The 19106-nt window shown below is 66.4% G+C and carries 15 protein-coding genes; 12 read left to right on the top strand and 3 right to left on the bottom strand.

The annotated features are described in order from the left end of the window. Positions 1 to 21 precede the first annotated feature (21 nt). The 10 genes from AC0IZJ_RS07665 (at position 22) to AC0IZJ_RS07620 (ending at position 10138) form a co-directional block, all read left to right on the top strand. Positions 22 to 1491: a Do family serine endopeptidase gene (locus tag AC0IZJ_RS07665; protein WP_471848281.1), complete on the top strand. Its 1470-nt coding sequence runs from the start codon at positions 22 to 24 to the stop codon at positions 1489 to 1491. A 517-nt stretch (positions 1492 to 2008) separates the two neighbouring features. Next, positions 2009 to 3817, top strand: a complete 1809-nt coding sequence (lepA, locus tag AC0IZJ_RS07660; protein WP_471848279.1) for a translation elongation factor 4 — start codon at positions 2009 to 2011, stop codon at positions 3815 to 3817. 43 nt (positions 3818 to 3860) lie between these two features. Further along, on the top strand, positions 3861 to 4838 hold the full coding sequence (lepB, locus tag AC0IZJ_RS07655; protein WP_471848277.1) for a signal peptidase I: 978 nt from the start codon (positions 3861 to 3863) through the stop codon (positions 4836 to 4838). Between the two features lie 28 nt (positions 4839 to 4866). Beyond that, the gene (locus AC0IZJ_RS07650) at positions 4867 to 5229 is read left to right on the top strand and encodes a DUF4845 domain-containing protein (protein ID WP_471848275.1); all 363 of its coding nucleotides are present in this window, start codon (positions 4867 to 4869) and stop codon (positions 5227 to 5229) included. Positions 5230 to 5254: 25 nt separating this feature from the next. Continuing rightward, positions 5255 to 5962: a ribonuclease III gene (gene rnc, locus AC0IZJ_RS07645; protein WP_471848273.1), complete on the top strand. Its 708-nt coding sequence runs from the start codon at positions 5255 to 5257 to the stop codon at positions 5960 to 5962. Next, positions 5959 to 6897, top strand: coding sequence for a GTPase Era (gene era, locus AC0IZJ_RS07640; RefSeq protein ID WP_471848271.1), 939 nt, complete (start codon positions 5959 to 5961; stop codon positions 6895 to 6897). Before rnc ends, era begins: the two co-directional genes overlap by 4 nt. Positions 6898 to 6901: 4 nt before the next feature. Then, a complete protein-coding gene (gene recO, locus AC0IZJ_RS07635; RefSeq protein WP_471848269.1) occupies positions 6902 to 7666 on the top strand; it encodes a DNA repair protein RecO in 765 nt (254 codons plus the stop codon). Continuing rightward, positions 7663 to 8424 (top strand): pyridoxine 5'-phosphate synthase, encoded by a 762-nt coding sequence (locus AC0IZJ_RS07630; protein ID WP_471848268.1) that lies wholly within the window; start codon positions 7663 to 7665, stop codon positions 8422 to 8424. Before recO ends, AC0IZJ_RS07630 begins: the two co-directional genes overlap by 4 nt. Further along, a complete protein-coding gene (acpS, locus tag AC0IZJ_RS07625) occupies positions 8421 to 8819 on the top strand; it encodes a holo-ACP synthase (protein ID WP_471848266.1) in 399 nt (132 codons plus the stop codon). The genes AC0IZJ_RS07630 and acpS overlap by 4 nt, the downstream gene beginning before the upstream one ends. Positions 8820 to 8992: 173 nt before the next feature. Continuing rightward, positions 8993 to 10138, top strand: coding sequence for a Fic family protein (locus AC0IZJ_RS07620; protein ID WP_471848264.1), 1146 nt, complete (start codon positions 8993 to 8995; stop codon positions 10136 to 10138). Positions 10139 to 10228: 90 nt separating this feature from the next. Here AC0IZJ_RS07620 and AC0IZJ_RS07615 read toward each other — a convergent pair whose 3' ends face one another. Then, the gene (locus AC0IZJ_RS07615) at positions 10229 to 11917 is read right to left on the bottom strand and encodes a COG3904 family protein (RefSeq protein WP_471848262.1); all 1689 of its coding nucleotides are present in this window, start codon (positions 11915 to 11917) and stop codon (positions 10229 to 10231) included. A 356-nt stretch (positions 11918 to 12273) separates the two neighbouring features. Between AC0IZJ_RS07615 and AC0IZJ_RS07610 the strand changes: the two genes are divergently transcribed. After that, positions 12274 to 13614, top strand: coding sequence for an RAD55 family ATPase (locus AC0IZJ_RS07610; RefSeq protein WP_471848260.1), 1341 nt, complete (start codon positions 12274 to 12276; stop codon positions 13612 to 13614). Positions 13615 to 13655: 41 nt separating this feature from the next. Then, on the top strand, positions 13656 to 14099 hold the full coding sequence (locus tag AC0IZJ_RS07605; RefSeq protein ID WP_471848259.1) for a response regulator: 444 nt from the start codon (positions 13656 to 13658) through the stop codon (positions 14097 to 14099). Between the two features lie 68 nt (positions 14100 to 14167). On the opposite strand, the gene AC0IZJ_RS07600 is transcribed toward AC0IZJ_RS07605, so the two are convergent. Together AC0IZJ_RS07600 and AC0IZJ_RS07595 are read right to left on the bottom strand one after the other, a co-directional pair. Next, on the bottom strand, positions 14168 to 15706 hold the full coding sequence (locus AC0IZJ_RS07600) for a POT-type proton-dependent oligopeptide transporter (RefSeq protein ID WP_471848257.1): 1539 nt from the start codon (positions 15704 to 15706) through the stop codon (positions 14168 to 14170). 90 nt (positions 15707 to 15796) lie between these two features. Further along, the gene (locus AC0IZJ_RS07595) at positions 15797 to 18814 is read right to left on the bottom strand and encodes an Rne/Rng family ribonuclease (RefSeq protein ID WP_471848255.1); all 3018 of its coding nucleotides are present in this window, start codon (positions 18812 to 18814) and stop codon (positions 15797 to 15799) included. Positions 18815 to 19106: the final 292 nt, after the last annotated feature.

Genomic DNA, 19106 nt, shown 5'->3' with positions numbered 1-19106 from the left:
CCGTTGAACCTGGAACTTCCCATGCACGCTGAGAACCGCCTCCCCATCGCGCGCAAGCGCCTGCTTTTGTCTGGCACGGCGCTGGCTCTTGCGCTCGCCCTTGGCCAGGCGCCGGCTGTCGCCCAGTCCCGTGAGCTGCCTGACTTCAGCGAACTCGTCGAGCGCGTCGGCCCGGCCGTCGTCAACATCCGCACGGCCGAGAAGGTCAAGGTGCCCGAGGGCCAGGCGGAGATGAACGAGCAGATGCAGGAGTTCTTCCGCCGCTTCGGCATTCCGGTGCCCAACCAGCGCCGTGGCGCGCCGCGCGGCGGCGGTACGCCGGACGATGACGGCCCGATGCGCCGCGGTGTCGGCTCCGGCTTCATCCTCAGCGCCGACGGCTATGTGCTCACCAATGCCCATGTGGTGCAGGGTGCCGACGAGGTGATCGTCACGCTGACCGACAAGCGCGAGCTCAAGGCCAAGCTGATCGGCGCCGACGTGCGCTCCGACGTCGCCGTCGTCAAGGTCGAGGCCACGGGCCTGCCGTTCGTGAAGATGGGCGACAGCAACAAGGCCAGGGTCGGCGAATGGGTCATGGCCATCGGCTCGCCCTTCGGCCTGGAAAACACCGTCACGGCCGGCATCATCAGCGCCAAGCAGCGCGACACCGGCGACCTGCTGCCGCTGATCCAGACCGACGTGGCCATCAACCCGGGCAACTCCGGCGGCCCGCTCGTGAACATGCGCGGCGAGGTCATCGGCATCAACTCGCAGATCTACAGCCAGAACGGCGGCTACATGGGCATCTCGTTCGCGATCCCCATCGCCGACGCCGTCCGCGTGGCCGACGAATTGCGCGCCGGTGGCCGCGTCGTGCGTGGCTACCTGGGCGTGCTGCCTGACGACATCACCAAGGAGATCGCCGAGGCCATCGGTCTGGGCAAGCCGCAGGGCGCCGTGATCCGCTCCGTGATCGCCGGCAGCCCGGCCGAGAAGGCCGGCGTAGAGGGCGGCGACGTCGTCACCAAGGTCGATGGCAAGACGGTGGACAAGGCGGCCGACCTGCGTCGCCTGGTGGCCAACGTCAAGCCCGGTGCCAAGACGACGCTCACGGTGTTCCGCCGCGGTGCAACCAAGGACATCGTCGTCACCATCGGCGAGGACGAGCGCAGCAAGAAGCCGGGCAGCGAAAGCACCGAGAGCAGCAAGGAACCGGCGCCCGCCACCGGCCCGACTGCGGCGCTAGGTCTGAAGGTGTCCGACCTGACCGATGCCCAGCGCAAGGAGCTGAAGCTCAAGTCCGGCGTTAAGGTGGACGGTGCCACCGGCGCCGCGGCCCGCGCCGGCCTGCGCGAGGGCGACTTCATCCTGTCGGTCGACAACGTCGAGGTGAACTCGGTCAAGGCCTTGCAGGCCCAGCTGGCCAAGGCGGACAAGACCAAGTCCATGAACCTCGTCGTTCGCCGTGAGGACGTCACCAGCTTCGTGCTGCTTAAGCCTGTCCCCTGATTCAGGTGGATAACAGTGCCGGCCGCTCGGGCTTTCCGCGATGCGGCAAGCGCCGGGCCTGGCGTGACCAAGGTTGTCCACCGGTTGCGGAAGTTGGCGCCGGCTAACTTTTGCGCTTTGAGTGGGATTGTTTGCGCTGGCCGCTAAAATGCGACGTTGACGCCGCCCGAAAGCGGTGTCTGGCAATGCAATCGTAGGCTGTCGGCAACGCTTGGATTTGATCCACAGGCCATCCACAAGAACTTGTGGATAACCTGTGGTTAAAAATCCTTGTTGGCGGCCTGCAACGGGCGGAAAACCAATGCTGGTGCGGCTTGTCGGCCGACCCTTTTGGCTACAATGAAGTCCCAACAAGCAGTTGCCAAACCTTTGTTGGAAGGCACGTCGCCTCTTCGACGTGCCTTTTTTTTAGCCTCAGCACGGCGCTTTGCGCCTTCATATCGCCTACGCGAATGAGCTTGCGCTGCAAGAGCTCCCGCCCTTGTGACCGACGTCCGGCAGCGCAGAACAAGACTCCATGAACCACATCCGCAACTTCTCCATCATTGCCCACATCGACCACGGCAAGAGCACGTTGGCCGACCGCATCATTCAACGCTGTGGCGGACTCAGCGACCGGGAGATGGAAGCGCAGGTGCTGGACTCGATGGACATCGAGCGCGAGCGTGGCATCACGATCAAGGCGCAGACCGCCGCCCTCCAGTACAAGGCCAAGGACGGCCAGGTCTACAACCTGAATTTGATCGACACGCCGGGCCATGTGGACTTCTCGTATGAAGTCAGCCGCTCGCTGTCGGCCTGCGAAGGTGCGCTGCTCGTCGTCGATGCCTCGCAAGGCGTCGAAGCGCAGACGGTGGCCAACTGCTACACGGCGCTGGACCTCGGCGTGACGGTGGTGCCGGTGCTCAACAAGATGGACCTGCCGAACGCAGACCCGGAAAACGCGCGCGCCGAGATCGAGGACGTGATCGGCATCGACGCCGACGACGCCATCCCCTGCAGCGCCAAGACCGGCATGGGCATCGACGAGATCATCGAGGCGGTGATCGCCCGCATGCCTCCGCCCAACGGCGTGGTCGAGGCGCCGCTGCGCGCGATGATCATCGACAGCTGGTTCGACAACTATGTCGGCGTGGTGATGCTGGTGCGCGTGGTCGACGGCACGCTCAAGAAAGGCGAGCGCATCCGCATGATGGCCTCCAACGCCGTCTACCCGGCAGACAACCTGGGCGTGTTCTCGCCGAAGTCGGAAGCGCGCCAGGAACTCAATGCCGGCGAGGTGGGTTTCATCATCGCCGGCATCAAGGAGTTGCAGGCCGCCAAGGTCGGCGACACCATCACGCTCGAAAAGAAGCTGCCCAACAACCTCGGCCCCGCCGAAGAGGCGCTGCCTGGCTTCAAGGAAATCCAGCCCCAGGTGTTTGCGGGCCTGTACCCGACCGAGGCCAGCGAGTACGACCAGCTGCGCGACGCGCTTGAGAAGCTCAAGCTCAACGACTCCTCGCTACGCTACGAGCCCGAGGTGTCGCAGGCGCTGGGCTTCGGCTTCCGCTGCGGCTTCCTGGGTCTGCTGCACATGGAGATCGTGCAGGAGCGCCTGGAGCGTGAGTTCGACCAGGACCTGATCACGACCGCGCCCAGCGTGGTCTACGAAGTGGTGCAGGGCGATGGCTCGGTGATCCTGGTCGAGAACCCGAGCAAGATGCCCGAGGTGGGCCAGATCCAGGAGATCCGCGAGCCCATCGTCACCGTGCACCTGTACATGCCGCAAGACTACGTCGGCCCGGTCATGACGCTGGCCAACCAGAAGCGCGGCAACCAGCTGAACATGTCCTACCACGGCAAGCAGGTCATGCTGACCTACGAGATGCCGCTGGCCGAGATCGTGCTGGACTTCTTCGACAAGCTCAAGAGCGTGTCGCGCGGCTATGCCTCGATGGACTATGAGTTCAAGGAGTACCGCGCGTCGGACGTGGTGAAGGTCGACATCCTGATCAACGGCGACCGGGTCGACGCGCTGTCCATCATCGTCCACCGCGTGCAGAGCCAGTTCCGTGGCCGCGGCGTGGCGGCCAAGATGCGCGAACACATCCCGCGCCAGATGTATGACGTGGCCATCCAGGCGGCCATCGGCGGCAACATCATCGCCCGCGAGAACATCAAGGCGCTGCGCAAGAACGTGCTGGCAAAATGCTACGGTGGCGACATCAGCCGCAAGCGCAAGCTGCTCGAAAAACAGAAGGCCGGCAAGAAGCGCATGAAGCAGATCGGCTCCGTCGAAGTGCCTCAAGAAGCCTTCCTCGCCATCCTGCAGGTCGACGACTGACCTGCTTCCTCCCCCCAGCACCTCCGCCTTGAAAACCTCCCTGATGAGCGCTCTGACCGGTATCTTGTACGCCGCCCTGGTGGCCTATCTCGGCGGCTGGTACGTCGGCCGGTGGACCGGCAATTTCGCGCTGCTGCTGTTCGTGCTGACCTCGGTGACCATGCTGTACTGGCTGGCCGAGCGTTTCTACTTTGCGCCGGCGCGCAACAGGGCGGCGCAGACGCTGGTCGATGGCGATGCCAAGCGCCGATCGGCCCTGGCCACACAGGGCATCAACCGCGTGGACGGCGACATCGAGCCCGCCCGCCAGCAGATCCTGCAGCAGCCCTGGTGGCTGGACTGGACCGCCGGTCTCTTCCCGGTCATCCTCGTCGTCTTCCTGCTGCGCAGCTTCCTGTTCGAGCCCTTCAAGATCCCGTCGGGCTCGATGGTGCCGACCTTGCTCGTCGGCGACCTCATCCTCGTCAACAAGTTCCACTACGGCGTGCGCCTGCCGGTGCTGAACAAGAAGATCATCGCCAACAAAGACGTCAAGCGTGGCGACGTGATGGTCTTCCGCTACCCCGAAGACCCGAGCACCGACTTCATCAAGCGCGTCGCTGCCATCCCCGGCGACGAGGTGAGCTACATCAACCAGAAGCTCTACATCAACGGCCAGGCGGCACCTTTGCAGCCTCAGGGCAACTTCTACGACGACGACGCCCGTGTCTACCGCCAGCGTTTCCTGGAGAAGCTGGGCGAGCGCGAGCATCAGATCCTCGTCCAGCCGGAAGCCCAGCGCTTCTTCCGCCCCGACCGCGCCAACGGCCCCTTCCCGTTCCAGGAAAACTGCCGCTACACCATCGAGGGCGTCACCTGCAAGGTGCCTGCAGGCCACTACTACATGCTGGGCGACAACCGCGACAACTCGCGTGACTCGCGCTTCTGGGGGTTCGTGCCGGACGAGAACATCGTCGGCAGGGCCTTCATGGTCTGGATGAATTTCGGTAACCTCAAGCGCATCGGTACCTTCTTCGATTGATGCCCAGATGAGCCGCTTTAGCCGTTCGATGTCGTCCTCCCCTCGCCGCCAGCGTGGCCTGTCCCTGATCGGGCTGCTGTTCTGGGGCGCCATCGTCGCCGTCACGGCTGTCGTCGGGATGAAAGTCTTCCCGACCGTGCTGGAGTACTACACGGTCAAACGTATCGTCAACCGCATCGCCGCCGGCAACCCGTCGACGGTGCCTCAGGTGCGCCAGGAATTCGACAAGTCCACGCAGGTCGAATACTCCATCCAGAGCATCAAGAGCAGCGACCTCGTCGTCAGCAAGGACAACAACGACAAGGTCGTCATCGAGTTCGGCTGGGACAAGGAGGTCGAAGTCTTCGGGCCGGTCTTCCTGCTGATCAAGTACCGGGGCAAGTCAGGTTGACTGAGTTGCCGCCGGCGCCCCAACGATGAACGCCGCTGCCCTCGACGCCCTTCAACACCGCCTCGGCCACCGCTTTCAGCGGACTGAACTGCTGGCGCGCGCGCTGACCCACCGCAGCTACGGCGCGGACCACAACGAGCGCCTGGAATTCCTCGGCGACGCCGTGCTCAGCTTGGCCGTCTCCAGCCTGCTCTACGAGCGCTACGCCGGCTCCGACGAAGGCGACCTGACCCGCGTGCGCGCCCACCTCGTGCGTGAGGACAGCCTGCACAAGCTCGGTCTGGCCCTTGGCCTGCCGGCCGTGTTGAAAATGTCCGACGGCGAAGCCCGTGGCGGCGGCGCGCAGCGGCCGTCCATCCTGGCCGACGCCGTCGAGGCCGTGCTGGGCGCCGCTTACATCGACGCCGGCTACGACGCGGCCTTGTCCATCGTGCGCCGGCTGCTTGCCGAGACCATAGACACGGCCGCCGGCTCCGGCGACTTCGGCAAGGACGCCAAGACCGCATTGCAGGAATGGCTGCAGGCGCGCCGCATCGCCGTGCCGAGCTACCGTATCGTCGCCACCCGCGGCCAGGCCCATGCGCAGACCTTCGAGGTCGAATGCGCCGTGCCGGCCCTCGACGTGGCTGAACTGGGCGAAGGCCGATCACGCCGCACCGCCGAGCAGGAGGCCGCCCGCCGCCTGCTGGACCGTTTGCAAGCAGACACACCGCCTAACAAAGGCCATCCATGACCACCGACGCAGTTCCTCCCGCCGTCTCTCCTGGAGCTGTCGCCGCTGACGGCCCCGCCCAGCGCTGTGGCCTCATCGCCATCGTCGGCCGCCCCAACGTCGGCAAGTCCACGCTGCTGAACGCCCTTGTCGGCCAGAAGGTCAGCATCACCTCCGACAAGGCGCAGACGACGCGCCACCGCATCACCGGCGTGCGCACGGTCGAGGAAGCCCAGTTCGTCTTCGTCGATACGCCCGGCTTCCAGACCAAGCACAACGCCGCGCTCAACCGCACGCTCAACCGCACGGTGCACGGCGTGCTGGCCGACGTGGACCTGGTGCTCTTTGTCGTCGAGGCCGGCCGCTTCGGCCTGGATGACGCGAAGGTGCTGGGCCTGCTGCCCGAGGACAAGCCGGTCGTGCTGATCGCCAACAAGCTGGATGCCGTGCACCGCCGCGCCGAACTGGCGCCCTGGCTTAAGGGCATGCAGGAGCGCCGCAACTTCACGGAGTTCGTGCCGCTGTCGGCCAAGAAGGAGTCCGACGTCACGCGCCTCTTCAAGATCCTCAAGCCCTATCTGCCGGAGCAGGGCTGGTTCTATGCCGAGGACGCGCTGACCGACCGCAGCGAGAAATTCCTCGCCAGCGAAATCATCCGCGAGAAGCTCTTCCGCCTGACCGGCGACGAGCTGCCCTACACCTCCACCGTCATCATCGACAAGTGGGAAGAGGAGGGCGAGCTGCGCCGCATCAGCGCCAGCATCGTCGTCGAGCGCGACGCCCACAAGGGCATGATCATCGGCCAGGGCGGCGAGCGCCTGAAGCGCATCGGCTCCGAGTCGCGCCAGGAGCTGGAGCACCTGATGGATGGCCGCGTGTTCCTGGAGCTGTGGGTCAAGGTGCGCTCGGGCTGGGCGGACACGGAAGAGCATCTGCGGTCGTACGGCTACGAGTGACACGATGCGGCTGACGCGCCCGCCGGCGGTCCAGCAGGCCTTCGTGCTGCACCAGCATGACTGGAGCGAGTCCAGCCTCATCCTGGACCTGTTCACACGCGAGTCCGGCCGCGTCGCCGTCGCGGCCAAGGGCGCGAAAAGGCCCTACTCGCAGTTGCGCGCGGTGCTGCTGCCACTTCAACGCATCTCCGTCAGCCTCAGCAAACCCGCCAAGGCGGAAGGCGGCGAGGTGCAGACGCTGCGCACGGCGGAATGGGGCGGCGGCGCGACGATGCCGGCCGGTGCGGCGCTGTTCTCCGGCTACTACCTGAACGAGCTGCTGATGAAGCTGCTCGCCCGCCATGACCCGCACGCGCGGCTCTTCGACGCCTATGCCGACACGCTGGCCGCGCTGCCCGAGGGCGACGCTGCGCTGCGCGCCTTCGAGCTGAAGCTGCTGCTGGAACTGGGCCTGCTGCCGGACCTCAGCGTCGTCACGACCACGCAGGCGGCGATAGCGCCCGAGCGCCGCTACCAGCTCTCGCCAGAGTCCGGCGTGATCCCGCCCAGTGGCGACGCCAACCTGCCCGGCAGCTTGCTCATCCAGCTGCAGGCCGCGCTGCTGCACGGCAGCATGGCTGCGCTTCGCCAGGCCTGCGCCGCCGAGCCTCAGGACAAGAAGACGGGCCTGAAGACGACGCTGCGCGGCCTGCTCAACTACCATCTTGGCCACCAGCCGCTGCGGACGCGGGCGTTGATGCTCGACGTGCAGAACCTGCTCGACAAATGAATCCTTTCGCACAGCCCGGTGCCCACTGCGCCCTGTCGGTCAACGTCAACAAGGTCGCGCTGCTGCGCAACACCCGCCACCTGGGCATTCCCAGCGTGCTGCGCGCGGCCGAGCAGTGCCTGCTGGCTGGCGCCCACGGCATCACCGTGCATCCCCGGCCCGACGAGCGCCACATCCGCCCGGGCGATGTCGACGACCTCGCGGTCTTCCTGAAGGACTGGCCCCACGCCGAGTTCAACATCGAAGGCAACCCGACGCAGAACCTGATGGACTTCGTGCGCCGCCACCGGCCGCACCAGGTCACCTTCGTGCCTGACTCGGAAGAGCAGTTCACCTCCGACCACGGCTGGACGTTGCCGCAGGATGCCGAGCGGCTCAAGCCGCTGATCCAGGAGTGCCGGGATCTTGGCGTGCGCGTCAGCCTCTTCATGGATCCGGATCCATCTGCCATGGCGGCCGTCGCCGAGCTGGGTGCCGAGCGCATCGAGCTCTACACCGAGACCTTCGCCAGCGCCTTCGGCACGGAACGGCAGGCGAAAGTGCTCGCTGGCTTCACGGCCACGGCCCAGGCGGCGTTGCAGGCGGGTCTCGGCATCAACGCCGGCCATGACCTGAATCGCGACAACCTGACCGCCTTTTTGAGCGCAGTGCCCGGCGTGCAGGAGGTGTCCATCGGCCACGCCCTGATCGCCGACGCGCTGGAGCTGGGCTATGCCGAGGCGGTGCGCGCCTATCTGCGCGCGATTGCGACAGCATGATCTACGGCATCGGCACCGACCTCTGTGACATCCGCCGCATCCGCGAGACCCTCGCGCGGCGCGGCGAGCGCTTTGCCGAGAAGGTGCTCGGCCCGCATGAGCTGGCCGTTTATCGCGAGCGCCACGCCAAGGTGGCTGCGCGCGGCGAGGCCTATCTGGCAACGCGCTTTGCCGCCAAGGAGGCCTTCTCCAAGGCCATCGGCATGGGAATGCGCATGCCCATGACGTGGCGCGCGATGGAGGTCGTCAAGGCGCCCAGCGGCAAACCCGAGATTGCGCTGCATGGCGCGCTGGCCACCTGGTTCGCCGAGCGCGGCTTGAGCGCGCATGTCACCGTCAGCGACGAGCAGGACTACGCCGTCGCCTTCGTCGTCGTCGAGCGCCGCGTGGCGTGACAAATCGAACCGATTGCGGCTGTCGCCGTCGTCACGGAGTAGCCCGCGAGCATGCGGACGTCAGATAAGAGCGACGACCAGCTGCAGGCTCTGCTGCGACTGTGAGTCGATTGCGGGCGATAATCGACTCACAATCAGAGTCGTATGATCGCGCAATTGCCTCATCTCGCCCCATGACTGCGGAACCCACCTTCATCTGGCAGCAGAAGTGCTGGCCCGCACTTCGCTATGACTCGGTCCGGGTCGGCGCAGCACTTTCCAGCGCCCGGCGTGCCCAGGGGATGGTTGAAGGCAAGCTCGCCGCCCTCGGGTTTGAGCAGAGGTTGGAACTGGCCGCCGAAGCCTGGAGCCAGGAGGCCGTAGCAACGGCCGCCATCGAAGGTGAACGCCTGGACTTGGCTGCCGTGCGCAGTTCGGTGGCACGGCGCCTGGGCGTCGGAAAACAGGACGGCCCCAACGCCCCGCGCAATGTCGAAGGTCTGCTGGACATCATGGATGACGCTCTGACGCGCTGCGCCGATGAGGTGACGCATGAGCGCCTGCACGCTTGGCAGGCTGCCCTCTTTCCGACCGGCTACTCCGGGATGATGAAGATTCGGGTCGGCGGGTACCGCGAGCATGTCGAACCCATGCAGATCGTCAGTGGGCGGGTCGGACGAGAGCGCGTGCACTACGAGGCGCCTCGCTCTGCCCGCATTTTCGAAGAGATGGATCAACTGCTTCAGTGGTTCAACGCGAGCGTCGAGGCCGATACCCTGGTTCGGACCGCCCTGACCCATCTGTGGTTCGAGACCATCCACCCCTTCGAAGACGGCAATGGCCGGGTCGGGCGGATTTGGGTTGACCTCGTCCTCGCCAGAGACAGCGGCGACGCCAGCCGCCTCATCAGGACATCGCAACGCCTTTTGGACCGGCGGAACGACTACTACGATCAGTTGGCGCGAGCCCAACACGGTGGACTGGACGTGACCGACTGGGTGTGCTGGTTCATTCAGCAGGTTCAGGTTTCCTGTGAGGAAGCGTCCAAGTCCATCGACGACACGTTGGCCAAGGCACGGTTCTGGATGGACCACAGCAACAAGGACCTGAACGAACGACAACGCAAGGCCGTGAACCTGCTTCTTGACGCCGGGCCGAACGGATTCGAGGGCGGCATGAGCACCAAGAAGTACGAGGGCATCACGGGCACTTCACGAGCAAGCGCATCGCGCGAACTCATTGGCCTGGAAGCGCTTGGCTTGCTCGTGCGAGCGGGTGCCGGCCGTTCGACCCGCTACTACGTGAAGCTGCCTGGCTGGGGGCCCGTCGGAACAGCATAGGCTGCCACGCCGGTGCCCGCACTGGGCGCTGCGGAGACCAGACTTAACCCTGGCGCTGGCCCGGCAGCAGCTTGCGCCACCGCTTCGGCCCTAGATCCGGCCCTGGAACAGCAGCCGCTCTGCCAACTGCCGGCGTGCCGGTGGCTGGGCGGGCAGGCGCTCAAGCATGGCGATGACGGGCTCGCAGGAGGGCGCGCCGGCGCCGGCGGGCGCATCGGCCCACAGCCGCCCCAGCATGCCCAAGGCGGCGCTGCCGACGGAGCGGTCCAGCACCTCCATCTCGATGGCACTCGGTGGCTTGGGCAGCCAGCGTGGCGGCGCGCTGTTGGCAACCTCCAGCAGCCACTGGGCCTCGCTGACCTGGGCAGCCAGCGGCAGTTGCTGGCGGGCGCCCAGGCGGCCGTCGAGCAGGTCCCGGCAGGCGGGCCGCGCTCCGGGTTGTGGCGGCGTGCGCAGGGCCTTGAGTTGCTCGCCGACGATCTGCACATAACGCCGCCGCAGCACGGCGTCCGTGCCGTTGATGAGGGCCGGCATCAGACGCGCCAGCGGCGCCAGGGCGGCGGCCTGCACGTCCTCGTCCGCCGCGCCCGCCGAGCGCGCTGCCCACATGCGCTGGGCCACCGTGGCGATGGTGCCCTCGGTGCGCCGCTCCAGCGCCTCCCAGACGGGATGCATGCGCAGCGCGTCGTCAAAGTCGGCCAAACTGGCATCGGCGGGCGGCAGCGGCACGGCCAGCGTGCGCGGCGACGGCGCAATCAGCGCGTGGGCATGCAGCTCCTCGCGCGGCACGAACCACATGCTGCGCGACGAGGTGCGCAACGTCGTGTCGATCATGGTTTCCGGCAGACCCAGTTCACGGTAGGTCTTGGCCAGTTGCTGGTTGGCCAGTTCCTCGAAGACCGGGTTGTAGGTGCCGGTGGAGGCGCGATGAAAGCCGAGTTGCCCCTCAGGTGCCAGCTGGCGCGGGCTGCCCGCCAGGAACACCAGCGTGCAGGCGCTCGCACAGGTGCCCACGGCACGGGCCTCGTGGCGGTGTGCCTTCATTGCGCTGGCCATGCGCTCGGCTTCGCGCACGCGGCCGCCGGGCGATGACAGCTCCACGCGCTTGAGGTCGCGGGCGGCCTCGCTGCCCAGCAGGGCGCGCAGGCGCTCGCCGTCGCCCATGCCGATGACGCCGTCCAGGCGCAGGCTGCGGCCATCGGCCGAGAAGCTGAACTTGGCCTGGCCGATGGGGTCGATGCCGCGCGCCATCTGCCAGAACTCGCCCAGGTTGGGCAGCAGGCCGAATAGCACCGAGATGATCAGTTGCAGCGCGCCCAGCACCAGCGTGATGCGTGCCAGCCAGCCCCACAGCACCGAGCCATGGTCGCGCAGATAGGCCGTGGCCGAGCGCCAGGCGCCGACGATGCACCAGGCGTCCAGCGCCAGCAGCAGCGGGAAGCCGACGAGCGTGGCGATAGCGCTGATCTGCAGCGAGTCACCCTTGACGCTGATCCAGCTCATCAGCCCCGTCAGCAAGAAAGCGAGCGGCGTGGCGACGAGGAAGTTGTTGAGCCAGTAGCTGCGCACCAGAGTCTGCTCACCGCGCCAGTGGCTCTTGAAATAACCCGTCTTCGGCCCGTCATTGACGTGAACGCGGCGGCGTGGGGCAGCGCCCGGTGATCGCGGGCGGTGCGAGGCCTGCTGCCAGGCGGCCGGCGCTGAAGCGGGCCGTGCCGCGGTAGGCGCGCCACCCGTCGTTGGATCGACGTAGGGACGGTGGGGAGGCGTGTCGTTCATCGTGCGGCCGAGAGTTGAAAAATGCCGCCCGATGAGGCAACCGGGCGGCATCGTATAGCTCTGCAGATGCCGCTGGCTTCGGAAATGTGGGCAATTTCAACCATGCGCTGTTCGACGTCCGGTGTGCAGCTCTCACGGTGAGTTGAGCTGGAACCCGCTCAGCGAAATCGGCGTACTCCCGAATGCCCGAGCACCGCCTCGTGCAACTTGACGGCACGGCGAGACGGTCACCTTCAGTTCGACGATGCTTCGATCTTTCCTAGAATTTCAAGAAATGGACAGCGGGGAGTGGCTTTCGGCGGTGTCCTGCCAACGGGCCAGCTCGTGCATCACTTTTCTGATATCAGGCACATCTCATGAATAGGTTTCCATCGACCGTTCCAGGTTTGGACGACATCCTGTGCGGCGGCTTGTTCGAGGGCGGGGTCTACATCCTCGAAGGTCCGCCCGGCGTTGGCAAGACGACGCTCGCCAACCAGATCGCATACAACCAGGCCACTGCCGGCCACAAGACGCTCTACGTGACCATGCTTGCCGAATCGCATGCACGGATGGTGCAGCACATGAGCAACCAGACCTTCTTTCGGAAGGCGGCGGTCAACGCTTCCGTGTTCTACGTGAGCGGTTATCGAGAACTGGAAACCGAGGGCCTCAAGGGGGTGCTCAGCCTTCTGCGCAGTGAACTTGCCCGCAGCGGTGCTACCTTGCTCGTCGTCGACGGGCTGGTTCTCAGTGCGACGGGCATCGACGAGAGCGTTCGCCAGTTCGTCCATGAGCTGCAGAGCCTGGTCTCGGCGATGACCTGCACTTGCCTGGTCTTGACCACCGGTCGCGGCAACGCGCTCAGCGCCGAACAGACGATGGTCGATGGCATCTTCTCGTTCGAGGATCAACTGTTCAAGGGCAGAGCAGAACGTGTCGTCCAAGTCAGGAAATTCCGCGGCAGCGGGGTGGTGCGCGGACAGCACTCCTTCTGCATCACAGACGAAGGGTTGAGATTTTTCCCGCGGCTGGAAAGCATGCCCTTCCTTGACGGCGAACTCGCCGACGGGCCAAGTGTCTCGATGGGAACTCCCCAAATCGACGCCGCTTTGAGCGCGCGAGGGGTGTTGAAGGGGAGCATTTCGCTCGTCGTCGGAGAAAGTGGCGCTGGCAAGACCCTCATGGGTTACCGCTTCGCCGCTGCATCCACCCCTGAGGAACCTGGACTTCTCTTGATCGGGGCTCCCGAGACGCAGTCCGGTGCCCGCCATCTGGCCGGTCGTTTCCACATTGGTCTCGAGGCCGCGATGCTCGGCGGTGGGCTCCGCGTGGAGACTCTCGGGCAGTCAGATGAGTCGCTGGACGAGATGGGCCACAAAATCCTGCGTCTGGTGGACGAGGCGAAGGCCAGGCGCCTGGTGTTGGACAGCCTCGCGGCTCTTGCCGACACCCGCGCGTTCCAGGATCGAGGCTATCGCTTCCTGGCGCGACTGCTTATGGAGCTGCGTCGGCGAGCCGTCACCGCCCTGTTCACCCTGGACCCGGCGGAGATCAGCGTGGCCAGCGGCACGCCGCTTGCCCCAGGGTTGGCTGCCTTGTTCGACAACGTACTGGCACTCGAGGCGCCACCGGACGCGAGGGCGTCCCGGCAATTGGTCGTACGGAAGTTGAGAGGGCAACATGGCGAAGCGACAGTCATCTCGTTGCGAGATTGATCGCCTCGATGCGAGGACAACGGGGACAGGAGCCACTGCATATGCAGCTCATTCTGATCGTGGAGGACGAGTACGGGGCCGCGGAAATTCTGCAGCTCATCCTCGAAGCGAACGGCTACCGCGTGACATCCGCCTCCAACGGGCGTGATGCGCTTCAGACCCTCAGTGGTGAGCGGCCTGCGGTGATCGTCTCCGATTTCATGATGCCCCACATGAACGGCGGTGAACTCGGGACGGCGATCCGCCAGAACTCCAATTGGGCCGACATCCCCTTCTTGTTCATCAGCGGAACCAATGAGGAGGTCGTCCAGAAGTCGTTTGGGGATTACGACGTCTTCCTGCCCAAGCCTTATGACGTCGAGACTTTGCTGGCGTTCATCAGGGAACTCGCCTCCGGAGGCCGCAAGCAGCGGGTGCGCAGCCTTGATGTCGACCAATCCATGCGGCAGCTGCTGAAGGGCATCACGCTGCCGAGCGACAACTAGGCGTCGGTCGCCTCGCGGCAGCAGGCAGCGGCATCACCCACGATGTCGTTCGCGCCACCCGTCGAACGTCACGCGCGGTAGTTGTCCTGCATCGGGTAGCGCCGCGCCACTAGTGCGAACAGTGCCGCAGCCACCAGCGCGAAGCCAGCAAAGAAGAACATCAGGCAGGCCGTCTCGCTGTAGCCGCTGGATTTGATGGCGGCCAGGGCGCCCGGGCTCTTGACGCTGACGTTGGACAGCAGCACCCACAGGTTGCCCACCGTCACCGACAGGCTCCAGAAGCTCATGATGGTGCCCTTCATGTCCAGCGGCGCCTGGCTGTAGGCGAACTCCAGCCCCGTGGCCGAGACCAGCACCTCGCCCAGCGTCAGCAGCGCATAGGGCAGGATCTGCCAGACGATGCTGACTGTCGAGCCCTCGTCCAGCCACAGCTGCAGCACGCCGGCGACGATCCATGCCGCACCGGCCAGCGCGATGCCGAAGCCCATGCGGCGCAGCGCCGTCACCTTCAGGCCCATGCGCTCGAGCGCCGGGTAGAGCACCAGGTTGTTGAAGGGGATGAGGATCATCACCAGCGCCGGGTTCAGCGCCTGCATCATGGACGACTGGAACCACTCGGGCTTGGCCATCTGGTCCGCCTGCAGCACCCAGGTCGAGGCCTTCTGGTCGAACAGCGACCAGAACGGCGTGACCAGCGCAAACAACACCAGCACGCGCAGCACGGCGCGCACGCCGTCCACGGCTTCGTCGGGATGGATGCCGCGCGCGCGGTCGAGTTGCAGCGACGCGCCGACACCGCCGAAACCCATCACCAGCACCAGCGCCAGGCAGATAGCCGCCACCAGCCCCAAGCTGGCCATCTGGCTCAGGCTGTACGCCGCCAGCAGGAATCCCACCGCCGCGATGGCCATGCCCAGCCCGCCGCCCTTGAGCGCCGTCCACACCACCTTCAGGAAGTTGTGCGGGTTGGCGCCGCGTGCCGGTTGGTGGATGTACTTCTTGCGGCCGCTCCACAGGATCAGCGTCGCCAGGGCCATCAGCACGCCCGGCAGCCCGAAGGCGACGCTGGCGCCGTAGCTCTTCAGCACGATGGGCATCAGCAGCGACGCGAAGAAGCTGCCGAAATTGATGATCCAGTAGAAGGCGTCATAGACCTTCTGCGCCATCGAGCGGTTGCTCTTGTCGAACTGGTCGCCGACGAAGCTGCTCACCAGCGGCTTGATGCCGCCCGAGCCCAGCGAGATCAGGAACAGGCCGAAGTAGAAGCCGCGGATGTTGTTCTCGAAGACGGCCAGGCAGGCGTGGCCGGCGCAGTAGACGAGGCTCAACCAGAAGATCGTCGGGTACTTGCCGAAGAAGCGGTCGGCCAGCCAGCCGCCCAGCAGCGGAAAGAAGTAGACGCCGATCACGAAAGTGTGGAACACCTCCTTGGCCTCGGCGCGGCGGTGCTCTTCGGGAATGGCCAGCAGCAGGCTGGTCATCATGAACACCGTCAGGATGTTGCGCATGCCGTAGAAGCTGAAGCGCTCGCATCCCTCGTTGCCGATGATGTAGGGGATTTGCGGCGGCATCTTGGCCGCTGTGGCGGCGGCTGAAGTGGTCGTCATGGAAGCCTTTGGGTTGGGGCAACAGAAAACGCCGCGCGGCTTGTGGCCGGCGGCGTTCAGGGGGACGTCAGGACGGGTGGTCAGGCCTTGTCAGGCCTCAAACGGCAGCTTCACCTGGCTCAGGTCCTTGCGGGTCTCGACGAGCACCAGCGGGCCCTCGTCGGCGACGACGACTGCCGCCGGCTCGCGGCCCAGCGGCGCCGGTGCCGGCTCGGCAGCGATGGCAGCCTGGACGGCGGCGATCTTGTCGGCGTCGGAGTTGACCCAGCTCAGGCCGGCGCTTTCGGCAACGGCGTGCAGGTCACTGAGCGGCAGCTTGAAAGCTTCGACGACCGGAGCCGGGGCCGGCGGCGGCGGAGCCACCACCGGCGCGGGTGCCGGAGCGGCGACCACCGGCGCAGGCGCCGGTGCCTGGAACGCCGTCTGGACTGGCGCGTGGACGCCGGCCATCGCGTTCTCGATCAGCGAGCCCTGGGCCGGGGCGGCGGCCTCGGGAGCGGCTGCGACGACAGCGCCGTCGTCACCCGCAACGGCTTCCTGGCCATCGACAGCGCCTTCCTCGCGGCGGTTGCGGTTGCGATTGCGGCCACCACGGCGGCTGCGTTCGCGGCCCTGGCCATCGCCAGCGTCGTCGCCCTCGGCAGCGGGCGCTGCGTCAGTGGCCACGGCGGCGGCGGCTTCGGCCGGGGCTGCGACAGAAGCTTCAACGTCGCCTTCTTGTGCGGCTTCGCCGTCAACCGGTGCGCCTTGCTCGTCACCACGGTCGCGGCCACCACGGCGGCGGCGGCGGCCACGGCCCGGGCGCTCCTCGCCCACCGGCGTCTCTCCGGTCGGGGGCAGGCCGGACTCGGCCTGGCTGTCGACGAAGGCGGGCGGCGCGTCATGGATGGCGGCCTGCTGCTCCTCGGTCAGCGGTGCGGACAACGGCAGGGCGGCCTCGACAGGCGCCTTCTCCGGGCGATCACCGCGCGGGCGGCGCTCGCCACGTTCACCACGGTCGCCACGTTCCTGGCGATCCGGACGTTCGCCGCGATCGGCGCGTTCCGCGCGCTCGGGACGCGCTTGCTGCTGTTCCGGCTTGTCGCCACCTTCGCCACGCGGCTTGCGGTCGCCGCGTTCGGGACGATCACCCCGATCGCCACGGTCCGCGCGCGCTTCCTGCGGCTTGCCGTCACGGCGGCCACCCTGGCCACCCTGACCACCTTGTCCGCGCTCGCCACGGTCACCACGCTCGCCGCGTTCACCACGGCGGCCACCATCGCGGCCGCGGCCGTCACGGCCACCTTCGCGCTTGGGCTTGTCCGTCGTGCCGGCGGCCGGAGCCGGCGGCGGGGGAGCGACCACGGGAGCCGGCGCAGCGGTTTCGCCACCGCCGAAGAAGCTGAACAGGCGGCTGAAGAAGCCCTTGGATTCGGCGGCCGGGGCGGGCGGCGGGGGCGCGATGACCTGGGCCGGGGCCGGCGGCGGCGGGGCGATCACGGCCGGTGCCGGCATCGGTGCGGGCTGCTCGGGCAGGATGCCCTTGATGACCGGCTCCTGCCGGTTCTTCTTCTCGATGTCGCCGCGGCGCGTGATGCCGACCTCGTCGGTCGGCTCTTCGATCATCGTGTAGCTGGCCTGCAGATTCTCCAGGCGCGGATCGTCGTGGCGCAGGCGCTCGAGCTTGTAGTTCGGCGTTTCAAGGTGCCGGTTGGGCACCATCAGCACGGTCACGCGCTGCTTCAGCTCGATCTTGGTGATCTCGGTGCGCTTCTCGTTCAGCAGGAAGGACGTGACCTCAACCGGCACCTGCACGTGCACGGCGGCGGTGTTGTCCTTCAGGGCCTCTTCCTGGACCATGCGCAGGATCTGCAGCGCCGAGGACTCGGTGTCGCGGATGTGGCCGGTGCCGTTGCAGCGCGGGCAGGTGATGTGGTTGCCTTCGCTCAGGGCCGGGCGCAGGCGCTGGCGGCTCATTTCGAGCAGGCCGAACTTGCTGATGGAGGCGAACTGAACGCGGGCGCGGTCGCTGCGCAGCGCGTCGCGCAGGCGCTGTTCCACGTCGCGGCGGTTCTTGCTCTCCTCCATGTCGATGAAGTCGACGACGATCAGGCCGCCAAGGTCGCGCAGGCGCATCTGGCGGGCGATCTCATCGGCCGCTTCGAGGTTGGTGCGGGTCGCGGTTTCCTCGATGTCGGTGCCGCGGGTGGAGCGGGCCGAGTTGACGTCGACCGAGACCAGCGCTTCGGTATGGTCGATGACGATGGCGCCGCCCGAGGGCAGGTTGACCGTGCGGCTGTGGGCCGTCTCGATCTGGTGCTCGATCTGGAAGCGGCTGAACAGCGGTGCGTCGTCGCGGTAGCGCTTCACGCGATGGCCCTGGTCGGGCATCACGTGGTTCATGAACTGGTGGGCCTGCTCGAACAGGTCGTCCGTGTCGATCAGGATCTCGCCGATGTCCTGCGTGAAGTAGTCGCGGATCGCGCGGATCACGAGCGACGACTCCTGGTAGATCAGGTAGGCGCCCTTGCCGCCCTTGGCCGCGTCGTCGATCGCGGTCCAGAGCTTGAGCATGTAGTTCAAGTCCCACTGCAGCTCGGGCGCGGTGCGGCCGATGCCTGCGGTGCGGGCGATGAGGCTCATGCCCTTGGGATACTCGAGCTGGTCGAGGTTTTCCTTGAGTTCCTCGCGGTCCTCGCCCTCGATGCGGCGCGACACGCCACCGCCGCGCGGGTTGTTGGGCATCAGCACCAGGTAGCGGCCGGCCAGCGACACGAAGGTCGTCAGTGCCGCGCCCTTGTTGCCGCGCTCTTCCTTCTCGACCTGGACCAGCAGTTCCTGGCCTTCCTTGATCGCGTCCTTGATGGTCGCGTTCTTGACGTCGGTACCTTCGCGGAAGAACTGGCGCGAGATTTCCTTGAACGGCAGGAAGCCGTGGCGGTCCTCGCCGTAGTCGACGAAGCAGGCTTCGAGCGAGGGCTCGACCCGCGTCACGACGGCCTTGTAGATGTTGCCCTTGCGCTGCTCGCGGCCTTCGATTTCGGTCTCGAAGTCCAGCAGTTTCTGGCCATCAACGATTGCGAGGCGCCGCTCTTCCGGCTGCGTCGCATTGATCAGCATGCGTTTCATGTCATCTCCTCGCGCGCCGGGCGGCTCATTGGCCGCCGCAAAACGCGCACGTTCATCACGCTGCCCGAGAGCAGCTCAAGATGCACGGGCGACGAGAAGAACCGAGGAAGGAATCGCCCTGGACCGAAAGCGCGACTGACCGGGGGGTCAGCGCGCAGTCGGCGTTGGCGCGTGCGCCGCAGCAGCACTCAAGCGAGCCGAGCCGCCGGCTCCCGCGCGCACCCGCCCAGCCAATGGCTGGGGCAGGGCGGCCACACCGGCATCAAGCCGGGGCCGCAGAGGTGCGTGTGGG

Source organism: Roseateles sp. AC306 (assembly GCF_979253795.1).
This window is presented reverse-complemented; position numbering and strand designations above follow the sequence as displayed.

Bases quoted from the DNA above. Each gene is read 5' to 3' on its own strand.
- AC0IZJ_RS07620 (WP_471848264.1), top strand. From the start codon at position 8,993: ATGACTGCGGAACCCACCTTCATCTGGCAGCAGAAGTGCTGGCCCGCA.
- AC0IZJ_RS07665 (WP_471848281.1), top strand. From the start codon at position 22: ATGCACGCTGAGAACCGCCTCCCCATCGCGCGCAAGCGCCTGCTTTTG.
- AC0IZJ_RS07595 (WP_471848255.1), bottom strand. From the start codon at position 18,814: ATGAAACGCATGCTGATCAATGCGACGCAGCCGGAAGAGCGGCGCCTC.
- AC0IZJ_RS07600 (WP_471848257.1), bottom strand. From the start codon at position 15,706: ATGACGACCACTTCAGCCGCCGCCACAGCGGCCAAGATGCCGCCGCAA.
- era (WP_471848271.1), top strand. From the start codon at position 5,959: ATGACCACCGACGCAGTTCCTCCCGCCGTCTCTCCTGGAGCTGTCGCC.
- acpS (WP_471848266.1), top strand. From the start codon at position 8,421: ATGATCTACGGCATCGGCACCGACCTCTGTGACATCCGCCGCATCCGC.
- AC0IZJ_RS07605 (WP_471848259.1), top strand. From the start codon at position 13,656: ATGCAGCTCATTCTGATCGTGGAGGACGAGTACGGGGCCGCGGAAATT.
- lepB (WP_471848277.1), top strand. From the start codon at position 3,861: ATGAGCGCTCTGACCGGTATCTTGTACGCCGCCCTGGTGGCCTATCTC.
- AC0IZJ_RS07615 (WP_471848262.1), bottom strand. From the start codon at position 11,917: ATGAACGACACGCCTCCCCACCGTCCCTACGTCGATCCAACGACGGGT.
- AC0IZJ_RS07610 (WP_471848260.1), top strand. From the start codon at position 12,274: ATGAATAGGTTTCCATCGACCGTTCCAGGTTTGGACGACATCCTGTGC.
- recO (WP_471848269.1), top strand. From the start codon at position 6,902: ATGCGGCTGACGCGCCCGCCGGCGGTCCAGCAGGCCTTCGTGCTGCAC.
- rnc (WP_471848273.1), top strand. From the start codon at position 5,255: ATGAACGCCGCTGCCCTCGACGCCCTTCAACACCGCCTCGGCCACCGC.
- AC0IZJ_RS07630 (WP_471848268.1), top strand. From the start codon at position 7,663: ATGAATCCTTTCGCACAGCCCGGTGCCCACTGCGCCCTGTCGGTCAAC.
- AC0IZJ_RS07650 (WP_471848275.1), top strand. From the start codon at position 4,867: ATGTCGTCCTCCCCTCGCCGCCAGCGTGGCCTGTCCCTGATCGGGCTG.
- lepA (WP_471848279.1), top strand. From the start codon at position 2,009: ATGAACCACATCCGCAACTTCTCCATCATTGCCCACATCGACCACGGC.